8 protein-coding genes are annotated in these 12,552 nt (G+C 51.9%); all 8 read left to right on the top strand.

The genetic code is table 11. The features are described 5' to 3' along the window. Positions 1–4: 4 nt before the first annotated feature. Positions 5–214 (top strand): KTSC domain-containing protein, encoded by a 210-nt coding sequence (locus tag W01_RS05295; RefSeq protein ID WP_173052726.1) that lies wholly within the window; start codon positions 5–7, stop codon positions 212–214. A gap of 164 nt (positions 215–378) precedes the next feature. Beyond that, positions 379–2,085 (top strand): site-specific DNA-methyltransferase, encoded by a 1,707-nt coding sequence (locus W01_RS05290; RefSeq protein WP_173052724.1) that lies wholly within the window; start codon positions 379–381, stop codon positions 2,083–2,085. Continuing rightward, positions 2,082–3,101 carry a virulence RhuM family protein gene (locus W01_RS05285; protein ID WP_173052722.1) on the top strand — a complete coding sequence of 340 codons (1,020 nt, stop codon included), beginning with the start codon at positions 2,082–2,084 and terminating at the stop codon, positions 3,099–3,101. The genes W01_RS05290 and W01_RS05285 overlap by 4 nt, the downstream gene beginning before the upstream one ends. Beyond that, positions 3,098–5,803, top strand: coding sequence for a DEAD/DEAH box helicase (locus tag W01_RS05280; RefSeq protein WP_173052720.1), 2,706 nt, complete (start codon positions 3,098–3,100; stop codon positions 5,801–5,803). Before W01_RS05285 ends, W01_RS05280 begins: the two co-directional genes overlap by 4 nt. A 43-nt stretch (positions 5,804–5,846) precedes the next feature. Continuing rightward, positions 5,847–7,301, top strand: coding sequence for a DUF3375 domain-containing protein (locus tag W01_RS05275; RefSeq protein ID WP_173052718.1), 1,455 nt, complete (start codon positions 5,847–5,849; stop codon positions 7,299–7,301). 2 nt (positions 7,302–7,303) lie between these two features. After that, positions 7,304–7,945, top strand: a complete 642-nt coding sequence (locus tag W01_RS05270; RefSeq protein WP_173052716.1) for a DUF4194 domain-containing protein — start codon at positions 7,304–7,306, stop codon at positions 7,943–7,945. Beyond that, positions 7,938–11,312, top strand: a complete 3,375-nt coding sequence (locus W01_RS05265; RefSeq protein WP_173052714.1) for an ATP-binding protein — start codon at positions 7,938–7,940, stop codon at positions 11,310–11,312. Before W01_RS05270 ends, W01_RS05265 begins: the two co-directional genes overlap by 8 nt. Further along, positions 11,309–12,487, top strand: a complete 1,179-nt coding sequence (locus tag W01_RS05260) for a Wadjet anti-phage system protein JetD domain-containing protein (RefSeq protein WP_173052712.1) — start codon at positions 11,309–11,311, stop codon at positions 12,485–12,487. The genes W01_RS05265 and W01_RS05260 overlap by 4 nt, the downstream gene beginning before the upstream one ends. The last annotated feature ends 65 nt before the right edge of the window (positions 12,488–12,552 follow it).

Genomic DNA, 12,552 nt, shown 5'->3' with positions numbered 1-12,552 from the left:
AGCCATGGAAAAAACACCTGTAACATCAAGTAATGTCGAGTCAATCGGTTATGACGAGGATAGCTCGACACTGGAGATAGAATTTAAAAATGGCGCGACGTATCAGTATTTCGATGTGCCTGAGAATGTGTTTACCGAATTGCGCGACGCGGATTCTGTTGGCGGATATTTAGCGGCTAGGATCAAGGGGACGTATCGGTATTCAAAAGTATAAGTAGACCAATAAGTTATAACAGCCGTGATAAATCAAAGGGGCGGTGACAATTTTTTCATTCCCTGATTGATATGAGGGCGGAGCCCTAATTAATTTTCGTAGCTAATTGGGTCTATCAAGAAACGCAAAGGTTCAGCCCAGCCGTAAGGAAGCAAGCCTTAATCATGACAAAAAAAACAAAACTCGAACTCACATGGATCGGGAAGGAGAACCGGCCTAAGCTGGAGTCGCGCATTTTGCTGGAAGACACGGCGAAGAGTTATCACGTGAAGCATCGGGTGACGGATGACGATATCTTTGACAACCAGCTGATCTTCGGCGACAACTTGCTGGCGTTGAAGGCTTTGGAGGCGGAGTTTGCGGGGAAGGTGAAGTGCGTATTTATTGATCCGCCGTATAACACTGGCAGCGCGTTCACGCATTACGACGATGGGGTGGAGCATTCAATCTGGTTGTCGCTGATGCGCGACCGGCTGGAGATTATCCGGCAGTTGCTGTCGGAGGATGGTTCGTTGTGGATCACGATTGATGACAACGAGGCGCATTACTTGAAAGTGTTGTGTGATGAGGTGTTTGGCCGTCCAAATTTTGTAGCTAACGTAGTGTGGCAAAAAAAATATTCAAAGCAGAACGATGCAAAGTGGTTGAGCGTGAGTCACGATCATGTGTTGTTGTACGCGAAGCGCAAAGACAATTGGAAGCCGAACGCAATTGAACGAACTGAGGATCAACTAAAGGGATATTCCAATCGAGATGGCGACCCGCGCGGGCTGTGGCAATCTGTTGTCTATACGTGCGCTAAAACGCGTGCTGAGCGTCCAAATTTATTTTATGGGATCAAACATCCAAAAACTGGGGAACTTGTTTTTCCTAGTGAATCGCGTGTCTGGGGTTATGACGAAAAACGACATGCGGAACATGTGCAAGAAGGGCTAGTTTGGTGGGGGGGAAATCAAGAAAAAGATAAGCCCAGATTGAAGTCCTTCCTAAAAAAAGTTGGCACTGGTCTTGTTCCTGATACTTTATGGTTGCGCGAAGATTCTGGTGATAACCAAGATGCTAAGCGAGAAATGTTGGCTTTTAATGATCAGGACGTGTTCACGACACCGAAACCAGAACGACTTTTAGGGAAACTTCTACAAATCGCCACTAACCCCGGCGACCTCGTCCTCGATTCCTTCGCCGGTTCCGGCACCACCGGCGCAGTGGCACACAAGATGGGCCGCCGCTGGATCATGGTGGAGCTGGGCGAGCACTGCCACACGCACATCATTCCGCGCCTGCAAAAGGTGATTGATGGCGAAGATAAGGGCGGCATTTCCGATGCAGTGAACTGGCAAGGGGGCGGCGGTTTCCGCTATTACAAACTCGCGCCCAGCCTGTTGCGTCAGGATGCTTACGGGCAGTGGATCATCAACAAGGAATTCAACGCGGAGATGCTGGCGCAAGCCTTGTGCAAGCTGGAGGGCTTTACCTATGCGCCAAGCGATGCGCATTACTGGATGCACGGGCATTCCACCGAGCGGGATTTTATCTACGTCACCACGGCGAATCTGAATCACGAGCAGTTGCAACAGCTTTCGGATGAAGTGGGAGCGGAGCGCAGCCTGCTGGTGTTGTGTACCGCTTTCCGTGGATGGGGCGAGCATCCGAACCTTACCGTGAAGAAAATTCCTAAGCAGGTGCTGTCGCGCTGCGAGTGGGGACATGATGATTATTCGCTGCGGGTTGAGAATTTGCCGAAGGCCCCGCCCTCTCTCCCGGCCGGCTTCGCCCCCCTCGCTTCGCTCTCCCCGCAAGCGGGCGAGGGGAGAAAATCGAGACCTGCCAATGTGGCACAGGGTGGATTGTTCGAGGAGGGCGAGGTATGAGTGAACTGACTACCCGCACGATCAGCCCTGTCATTCTTTATACCACCGGGGATGGTAAGGTCACGGTGGATGTCTGGTTTGCCAACGATAATTTCTGGCTGACCCAGAAGACGATGGCGGAGCTGTTCGGGGTGAAAACGCCAGCCGTGAATAAACACTTGAAGAACATTTTTACCACAGGCGAGTTGGTAGAAGATGCAGTTGTTTCCATTTTGGAAACAACTGCGGCCGATGGCAAGACCTACGCCACCCGTTTCTACAATCTTGACGCCGTGATTGCGGTGGGTTATCGAGTGAATTCGATCAAGGCCACGCATTTCCGCATCTGGGCGACGCAGACCTTGCGCGAATATATGGTCAAGGGCTTCGCTCTCAATGATGAGATGCTCAAGAACGGGCGCGCCTTTGGTCAGGATTACTTCGACGAACTGCTGGAGCGCATCCGCGAGATTCGCGCCAGCGAACGCCGTGCTTACCAGAAGATAGCCGATGTGTTCGAGCAGTGCAGCAGCGACTATCAGGGCAACAGCGAGGAGACACAGTTGTTCTTCCAGATGATGCAGAACAAGCTGCATTTCGCCAGCACGGGGAAAACCGCTGCCGAGATTGTGCACAGCCGTGCCGATGCGAACAAGCCCTTCATGGGCCTGACGACCTGGAAGAATGCCCCGCGCGGGAAAATCCTCAAGGGCGATGTCACCATCGCCAAGAATTATCTGAACCAGTCTGAGCTTGATAAGCTGAACCGGCTGGTTTCCCTGTTTATAGACTTTGCCGAAGTGCGTGCGCTGAATCGCCAGGTCATGACCATGAAAAACTGGCTGGAGTGGGTAGAGCGTTTCCTGAATTTCACCGATCAGCAGGTGCTGGAAAACGCCGGAAAAATTTCGCAGGAGATGGCGCGTACCAAGGCTCATGCCGAATATGACAAATTTCGCGTGCAACAAGATTTGGACTACCAGTCCGATTTCGACTTGAAGTTGGCGCGCTACTTGAAGGGCGAGGAGAAGCCATGAACCGCCACGTTAATGCTATTGCCGGGCGCTTGAGCTTGCGTGCTCCGCAACGCCGCTCATTGGAGATTCTGGATCGTATAACTGAAATCATTCCACCCAAAAAAGGGGCGGACGTTGCTGCCGCGCTGGAGATTATCCGCAGCGAATTTCCATCGGTGACCGACTTCGAGCGCGACTTCCCGTCGCTGTGCTTTGCGTTGGCTACGGGTGTGGGTAAGACGCGGCTGATGGGTGCATTTATCAGCTATCTGCATCTGGCGCATGGCATCAATAATTTTTTCGTTCTGGCCCCGAACCTGACTATCTATAATAAGTTGATCACAGATTTCAGCGACCGCACACATCCTAAGTATGTGTTCAAGGGCATCTCGGAATTCGCCATTGATGCGCCTTCCATCATCACCGGCGACAACTACGACCAGCACGACCCGGCCAGCGGCACGTTGTTCGGCGGGGTGCGGATCAACATTTTTAATATCTCGAAAATCAATTCTGAGGTGCGCGGCGGCAAAGCTCCGCGCATCAAGCGGCTGTCGGAATATATCGGCGAGAGTTATTTCGATTATCTGGCCGGGTTGCCTGATCTGGTGCTGCTGATGGATGAATCGCATCGTTACCGTGCCAGTGCGGGAATCAAGGCGATCAACGAGCTGAAGCCAATCCTGGGGCTGGAGCTGACGGCTACTCCGTTCGTGGAGACCGCTAAGGGGTCGGTGCCGTTTAAGAATATTATTTTTGATTACCCGCTGGGCAAAGCGATGGCGGATGGCTTTGTGAAAGAGCCTGCCGTAGTAACGCGCAAGAATTTCAATCCGGCGGGGATGTCGCCCGAAGAGATCGAACGCATGAAACTGGAAGATGGTGTGCGCTTGCACGAGAGCGTGAAGGTGGAGCTGGAAACTTATGCCCGCGAAACCAGTAATTCCATCGTTAAACCTTTCCTGCTTGTGATCGCGCGGGATACGACCCATGCCGGGCAGTTGCTGGCGTTGATTCAGTCGCATGAGTTTTTCGAGGGGCGTTACAAGGACAAGGTCATACAAGTAGATTCGAGCCGTACCGGTGCCGAAGAGGAGGCAATGATCGCGCGGCTGCTGAAGGTCGAACACACCGATGAGCCAACGGAGATCGTGATCCACGTCAACATGCTGAAAGAAGGTTGGGACGTGACCAACCTTTACACCATCGTGCCATTGCGTGCGGCCAATGCGCGCATCCTGATCGAGCAATCCATCGGGCGCGGCTTGCGCTTGCCGTATGGCAAACGCACCGGCGTGACGGCGGTAGACAGATTAAACATCATCGCGCATGACAAGTTCCAGGAAATCATCAACGAGGCGAACCGGCCTGATTCCGCCATTCACCTGAAAGAGGTGATACTGGATGATGATGTTTTTGGGCAAAAAACGGCGACCATCGTTTCGCAATCGCAACTGGCCACCAAGCTGGGGTTGAAACCAGCCGATGCGGCTGGCAGCACGCAGATGGCAGGGCAGGATGTGCAGCCCATTTTTATCAAGCCGGAAGAGCAGAAGGTCGCACAAATCGCTTATGAAGTGATTCGCAAGCTGGAGAATCAGCCGACGACTGTGCCAACGCTGGCGCATCTGAAAAACCCGGAGATTCAGACGGCCATTGTCAAGGCAGTGCAAGAACAGCATCGGCCTGCGCAGATAGAATTGGAAGGTGTGACCAAGCAACCGGATTTCGTGGCCATTGTGGCAAAAACGGTGGAGTTGGTGACGCAACAGACGATAGATATTCCACGGATTCTGGTTGTGCCCAAGGGCGAGGTGAAAGCCGGATTCAAACCGTTCACACTGAAGCTGGAGGCGCTGAATTACCCGGCTGTCTTAGAGGAACTATGGATTCAACATCTGCGTACAAGCCAGCTTGAAGTGATGACGTTAGGCAATGGCGGTATGGAAGAAAAGAATATGGAAGATTATGTCGTCAGTGGTCTGGTGGACTTCGACGATGTTTCTTATGACGATCAGGCTGATCTTCTTTATGAATTAGCAGCGCAAACCATTAAGCATTTTTGCTCATACTTATCCGAGGATGACACGCGTAAGGTGTTGCGTTGCTACCAGAGACCGATTGCGCAGTTTATCCATGCACAAATGCAGGAGCATAGCTGGGAAGATTCCGTTGATTACGAAGTGGTGGTGAGTAAAGGATTCACGGAATTCAAACCCAGTGCCTACACCTATGCTGTTAATGAGCCGTCCACTGATTATCGGGTTTCGCCTGCGGATAAGAGCAATATGTCGAAGTATGTGTTCGGCGGTTTCAGGCGTTGCTTGTACCCGGTGCAGAAGTTTGACTCAGAAGCGGAGCGCGTGTTGGCGGTTATCCTTGATCGCGATGCCGACAAATGGTTCAAACCTGCCAAGGGGCAGTTTCAGCTTTTCTACAAGCAGGGCGCAAACCATCTGGAATATCAGCCCGATTTCGTGGCAGAGACGAAAAATGCGATCTACATGCTGGAGCCAAAGGCCAGCAATCAGATGGAAGATGCCACTGTTCTAGCCAAAAAGGAAGCGGCAATCAAGTGGTGCAAGAATGCTTCGGACTACGCAGCAGCCAATGGTGGCAAGCCTTGGCGGTATGCGCTGATCCCGCATACCGCGATTGCGGTCAATATGATACTGGATGGATTGGCAGGACAGTTTGGATGCTATGAGGACTTGCGAAGTTGATGATGCCATATGGCAGTTGCTTAAAACGTGAATTGTATTTTCAATGAATTTCGACTTTGCCACTCTTGATCTATTGCGCCAAAGCCATCCGGCGTGGCGTTTGTTACGCTCGGATCATGCACCGTTGGTAGCGAGTTTTTTGCAGCGAGTGTTTATCGTGCCGAATGTGCGCGTTATGGCGCAAGCTGATTTGGCAGAATCACTCGAAGACGAACTGTTTGCCTTACGCGAGAGTCTAGGCTTAGATGCTTTTCCAAAATCTGCACTTGAATACCTCAACGACTGGGCGAGCACTGAGAAGGGGTGGTTGCGCAAATTCTATGTTCAAGGATCGGATGAACCGCATTTCGATCTTTCCCCACCGACCGAAAAAGCGATTACCTGGCCTGCAACGCTCACCCAGCGCAGCTTTGTGGGCACGGAGTCGCGCCTGCTTACGCTGTTCGAGTTGCTTAAGCAGATGAGTGAAGGATCTGAATCCGATCCTCAAACGCGTGTTGCTGAATTACACAAACGGCGTGATGAAATTGATAGGGAAATCGAGCGAATATTGTCGGGTGACATTCCGCTGTTAGATAACACCGCATTGAAAGACCGCTTCCAGCAATTCACGCAATTGGCGCGGGAGCTGCTGAGCGATTTTCGTGAGGTAGAGCATAACTTTCGTGGTTTGGATCGGCGCGTGCGGGAGCGCATCGCACTGTGGCAAGGCTCAAAAGGAACGCTACTGGAAGAGATCATGGGCGAGCGAGATGCAATTTCCGACTCGGACCAGGGACGCAGTTTTCGCGCATTCTGGGATTTTTTGATGTCCAGTCGACGGCAGGAGGAACTGTCGGAATTGCTTGAGCGTGTGTTGGCTCTGCCACCTGTCATTGAACTTAAGCCTGACAGCCGAACACGTCGTGTACATTATGATTGGCTGGAGGCTGGAGAGCATACACAGCGGACCGTCGCCCAACTTTCGCAACAACTGCGGCGTTTTCTTGACGATCAAGCCTGGCTGGAAAACCGCCGCATCATGGACATTCTGCACGGCATCGAAACTAAAGCGTTAGCAGTGCGCGAATCTCAGCCGTCAGGTGTGATGATGGACATTGCAGATACAGCTGCTGATGTCGAGTTGCCGATGGAACGACCACTACACACACCTTCCATCAAACCACAAATTGCCGATATCGTGCTGGAAGAGGGAGATGTCGAAATAGATGCAGGAGCCTTGTACTCGCAAGTCGTTATTGATAAGGCGCAACTGGTTAGACATATCCGACATGCTTTGCAGGATCGCTCGCAAGTCACGTTGCGTGAGCTGTGCGGAATGCAGCCGCTACAACGCGGACTGGCAGAACTGGTGGCCTACCTCCAGCTTGCGGGTGACACTTTCAAGGTCGTGGTGGATGAAGAGGTGACTGATGAAATTTTCTGGCGCAGAGAAGAATCGGATGGCCAAGAACAAGTGAAACGGGCACGTTTGCCGCGCGTGATTTTTGTGAGATAAGCATGACAGAGCAAGGGCTTAAACCAGAAAATGCCGCTGCAACGAATGAGTTATCAGCCTTGGTCATCACTTTGCTCAAAGGCGTGATTTACCAGGAAGGAGAGACCAGCCTTTGGAATGCCTTGCTCAATCTACAAGCTCGCGTGCGTGATTACGTGACCGTGTTGGGCCTGGAATTGGTGCTGGACGAGTCCGAGGGGTATGCATTCTTGCGAGCACGTTTGGAAAGTGAAGACGAAGGTGCTGCAAAGCTACCACGACTGGTAGCGCGCCGTCCGCTGACTTTCCCTGTGAGCTTGCTGCTGGCGCTGTTGCGCAAGAAATTGGCTGAGTTCGATGCAAGTGGTGGTGACACACGTCTCGTGTTGACTCGTGATCAACTCGTCGAGCTGGTTCGTGTGTTCTTGCCCGACAGCAGTAATGAGGCGAAGCTTATCGACCAGATTGAGACGCATCTCAACAAGATTGTCGAGTTGGGATTTTTGCGCAAACTTAAAACTGGCGCAGGACAACCCACCGCATTCGAGGTGCGTCGCATCATCAAAGCTTTTGTGGATGCGCAGTGGCTGAATGATTTCGATATGCGGCTGTCAGCGTATCAGGTACAGATCAATGCAACTTCAGCAGGTGATTCCAATGGATGAGATGCAAACATTGGGGCTGGATTTTGTCAGCGATGATGCGCTATCCGGATTCCGCTTGCATCGTTTGGAAGTGTTTAATTGGGGCACTTTTGATGCAAGGGTATGGACGCTGAACCTCAATGGTAAGAATGCCTTGCTCACTGGGGACATTGGATCGGGGAAATCCACGCTGGTGGATGCCGTTACCACACTGTTGGTTCCGGCGTATCGTATCGCTTACAACAAGGCTGCCGGTGCTGACAATAAAGAGCGCACGTTGCGCTCTTATGTGCTTGGGCATTACAAGTCCGAACGCAATGAGGTGAGTGGAACGGCCAAGCCTGTAGCGCTGCGCGATCACAATAGTTACTCGGTTATTTTGGGTGTTTTTCATAACGCGGGCTATGACCAAACGGTGACGCTGGCGCAGGTGTTCTGGATGAAGGATGCCCAGGCACAGCCTGCACGCTTCTTTGTCTGTGCAGAACGGGCACTGTCGATTACGGCTGACTTCGCACATTTTGGTTCGGACATCGTTCAACTCAGGAAAAAACTGAGAGGAATGGGCGCGGAAATATTCGACAGCTTCCCACCTTACGGGGCATGGTTTCGGCGTCGTTTCGGCATTGAAAACGAACAGGCACTGGAATTATTTCACCAAACCGTGTCGATGAAATCAGTGGGTAACCTTACTGATTTTGTGCGCAGCCACATGCTGGAACCATTTGACGTTGCGCCGCGCATCACCGCTTTGATTGGCCACTTCGATGATCTAAGCCGCGCACACGAGGCCGTGCTGAAAGCCAAGCGGCAAGTCGAGATGCTTGCCCCGTTGGTTGCAGACGGAGATCGTCATGCGTCGCTGGTTGCATTAGTCGATGAATTTCGTGCTTGCCGCGATGCGCTCAGTTCCTACTTTGCTGGATTGAAACTCGACTTGTTGGAAAAACGCGCAGCTAACTTGCTGGAGGAATGGGCACGACAAGACACCCAGGTCAAACGTGTTGAAGCACAACGTGATGCACAGCGCGTTGAAGTGGCTGAACTCAAACGCAGCATTGCTGACAACGGCGGTGACCGTCTGGAACGGCTGACGATTGAGATCAGCAAGAAAGAGCAGGAGCGCGAGGTGCGTGAACGCAAGGCGCAGCGTTACGCTGAGCTGGTGCGCGCTGTTGCTGAAAGTCCCGCAGAGGATGAGGACGAATTTTTGCGGCAACGACAACGCTTTATTGCATCGGCTGAAATCACGCGGGTGAGAGATGTCAGCTTGCAAAACAATTTGACTGAGCACAGCGTGGGTTTGCGTCAGGGTAAACAAGAGCATGATGCGTTGACTGCCGAGATTAACAGTCTGAAAGCGCGCCGCAGCAACATTCCATTGGAACAAGTGGTCATGCGGTCAGCCTTGTGCAAAGCACTCAACTTGTCTGAAGAGGAGATGCCCTTCGCCGGCGAGTTGCTCCAGGTACATGAGGACGAGCGTGACTGGGAAGGCGCGGCCGAACGGCTGTTGCGCAGCTTCGGCTTGTCCTTGCTGGTGCCGGATGAACGCTATGTAGCGGTCGCTGAGTGGGTTGATAAAACGCACCTGAAAGGTCGCTTGGTTTATTTTCGTATACGTCAGAATTCTCGGAGTGAATTGCCTAGCCTGCATCGTGATTCTTTGGCGCGCAAGCTGGCAATTAAGCCTGACTCAGCCTTTTACGATTGGCTGGAACGCGAACTGGTACATCGTTTCGACGTGGCCTGCTGCGTCACTCAAGAGCAGTTTCGCCGCGAGACGCGGGCTATCACTCGTGCAGGACAAATCAAGGCAGGGGGTGAGCGGCACGAGAAAGACGACCGCCATCGGTTGGATGATCGAAGTCGTTACGTGTTGGGCTGGACCAATGCAGCCAAGATCGCTGCACTTGAAGACAAAGCCAGAAGTTTGGAAAAATGCCTGCGCGAAAAGGGCAGCCTTATTGGCAAGATTGAATCAGCCCGTAGGGAACTTCAAGCGTTCATCACGGTGCTTTCGAAGCTGGAGGTGTTTGACGATTTTCGTGAAATTGACTGGCGGCTCCTTGTACTAGAGGTGGCGGCGTTAACCGATGAGAAACAAAGGCTGGAGTCGACTTCCGACGTGCTAAGGCAATTGGCTGAACGGTTGGGTGCTATTGAGGCAGCATTAATAGCCACGGAAGGACAGCTTGAAGAACACAAAGACAAGCGATCCAAAGCAGAGCAGAAAAAAATAGATGCCGAAGCATTGCGGATGCAAACGCAAGCAATACTTGATGAACCGGCATATGCAACTCATTCAGCGCGCTTTGAGCGTCTTGATGCGATCCGTGATGAGGCGTTGGGAGAGCATCAGCTCACGGTTGAATCTTGTGATAACCGTGAGCGAGATTTGCGTGAGTGGTTGCAGACCAAGATCAATGCAGAGGATGCAAAGCTCAAACGTTTGCGCGACAAAATTATTCAAGCGATGGCAGCCTACAAAGAGGCGTTCAAATTGGAAACCTCAGAGGTGGATGCCAGCATCGACGCTGTTTTCGAATATCGCGCTATGCTCAATGCGCTGCAGGCTGATGACTTGCCGCGTTTTGAAGCGCGCTTCAAAAAATTGCTGAACGAAAATACGATCAACGAAGTCGCCAATTTTCAATCGCAGTTGGCGCGCGAGCGCGAAACGATCAGGGAGCGTATCGCGCGCATCAACGAATCGCTAACGGGGATCGACTACAACACGGGGCGATACATACAACTTGAAGCTCAGCCTACGCCGGATGCCGACATTCGCGACTTTCAAACTGAACTGCGCGCCTGTACTGAAGGGGAAATCACGGGTTCAGACGACAGCCAATATTCAGAAGCAAAATTCCTGCAAGTGAAGCTTATCATCGAGCGTTTTCGCGGACGTGAGGGAATCTCTGAACAAGATCGACGCTGGACAGCTAAAGTAACCGATGTGCGTAATTGGTACGTGTTCGCAGCCAGTGAACGTTGGCGCGAGGATGGCAAGGAGCACGAACATTATTCTGACTCGGGCGGTAAGTCGGGCGGACAAAAAGAAAAGCTGGCTTACACCATTCTTGCCGCAAGCTTGGCCTATCAGTTCGGTCTTGAATGGGGGGCAGTACGATCTCGTTCTTTCAGGTTCGTGGTGATCGACGAAGCTTTCGGACGAGGCTCTGACGAGTCCGCGCAATATGGCTTGCGCTTGTTTGCTCAACTCAACTTGCAACTCCTGATTGTCACGCCCTTGCAGAAGATTCACATCATCGAGCCTTTTGTGTCCAGCGTGGGTTTTGTCCAAAACGAAGATGGTCGCGCCTCCAAGCTGCGCAATCTTTTGATTGAGGAGTATCGCGCGGAGAAGGCGAGAGTTTCGGGATGAGTTGGACAAGACCGAGAGACTTCCGTACTCAGCTGGAAAAGCTATGGGAACGAGGGGATATGTTGTCCAGCCTTGTTACAGGGGAATCACTGTTCCCACGACGTTTGATACTCAAGTGTCCTACCTCAGCTGAGATGGCTGATCGCTTTGACGAGGTTCGTGCCTGGGTCAGAGAGATTCGGGCCGTCCCGCACTGTCGGGTGGTGGCACGGGAGTTCAACCACCGCATTTTAGGGATGAACTCCGTTCCCGCCGAGGTGTGGATCGATAGCTTCGATGTTGCCGCAACATTCCTATCCAAGCGCAAAGATGCTGCCCGATTTGTTGCGTTGATAGAGGAAACAAAACAGTCCCAGCCGAAGCTGCTGGGCTGGCTAGCAAGACGCCCCATGCTCGCGCTGGCTTTAGCAGACGATTGGAATCGGTTGCTGGAAATTGTCGTTTGGATGCAGGCTCATCCCAGACCAGGCGTGTATCTGCGACAGGTCGATATTCCAGGCGTTCACAGTAAATTCATAGAAGCGCAGCGCAGCGTGCTGACTGAGTTGTTCGATATGGCTTTAGATCCCGAAACAGTTGATTTTAACGCGTCTGGCGTGAGCGGATTTGCAACGCGCTACGGCTTCCGCGACAAGCCGTTGCGCATTCGTTTTCGTTTACTTGATCCTGATCAAACTCCATCGGCACACGTACCAGACATCACTCTTGATGCCGCGAGCTTCGCTCAGCTCAATCCTATGGTTTTACGGGTTTTCATTATTGAAAATGAGATCAATTTTTTAGCCTTTCCACCGCTAAAGGGCAGCTTGGTAATCTTCGGTGCGGGGTATGGATTTGAAATGTCGAGACACGCCAATTGGCTATCGCGCTGCCGCATTTATTATTGGGGTGATATTGATACGCACGGATTTGCAATTCTCGATCAACTTCGCAATCAGTTCGCGCACGTGGAGTCGTTATTGATGGATCGAGCGACTTTACTTAAATTCGAGCCGCTCTGGGGTGAGGAAGAAAAGCAAACACTACGTGACTTGCCCAGACTAACCCCCGAAGAGCTTTCTCTTTATAACGACTTACGTGATAACCGGATACGTAAAAATATTCGGCTTGAGCAAGAAAGAATCGGCTTTGGATGGTTCGAGGCTGCATTAAAAAGGCTCTTAGATAGTCGATAAATTTTAGTTTGACTGGATCAGCGGCGGCAGCATTGATTTAGTGGTCTAACTGAGGGGATCGTTCA

This window comes from Candidatus Nitrotoga sp. AM1P, from assembly GCF_013168275.1.
Taxonomy (GTDB): Bacteria; Pseudomonadota; Gammaproteobacteria; order Burkholderiales; family Gallionellaceae; genus Nitrotoga.
Note: the sequence above shows the minus strand (reverse complement) of the source record. Positions and strands in the feature narration are given on the sequence as shown.